The following is a 278-nucleotide window of genomic DNA, read 5'->3' as shown; positions in this document are numbered from 1 at the left end:
ACACCACGTCGATCGAACCGCATACGGATTATTTCGGAGCGACGGCATCCGCCGAATTCGATATCTCGATGAAGCTTTCGCTGGTTGGCATCGGCGCGGTCCTGCAGGAGCGGGAAGACTACACGACCATTCGCGAGCTGATGGCCGGCGGTCCTGCACAATTGTCCGGCAAGCTGGCTGTCGGCGATCGCATCACCGGCGTGGGCCAGGGCGAGCGCGGTCCGATAAAGGAAGTGGTCGGTACGCGCCTCGACGAAGTCGTCAAGATGATCCGCGGC

The 278-nt window shown here is 61.9% G+C and carries 1 protein-coding gene; it reads left to right on the top strand.

The genetic code is table 11. The features are described from left to right. A partial coding sequence (locus Ga0451573_RS19160) for a PDZ domain-containing protein (protein ID WP_231685787.1) occupies positions 1-278 on the top strand: 278 nt, incomplete at both ends.

It is taken from the genome of Phosphitispora fastidiosa (assembly GCF_019008365.1).
Taxonomy (GTDB): domain Bacteria; phylum Bacillota; class Thermincolia; order Thermincolales; family UBA2595; genus Phosphitispora; species Phosphitispora fastidiosa.
This window is presented reverse-complemented; position numbering and strand designations above follow the sequence as displayed.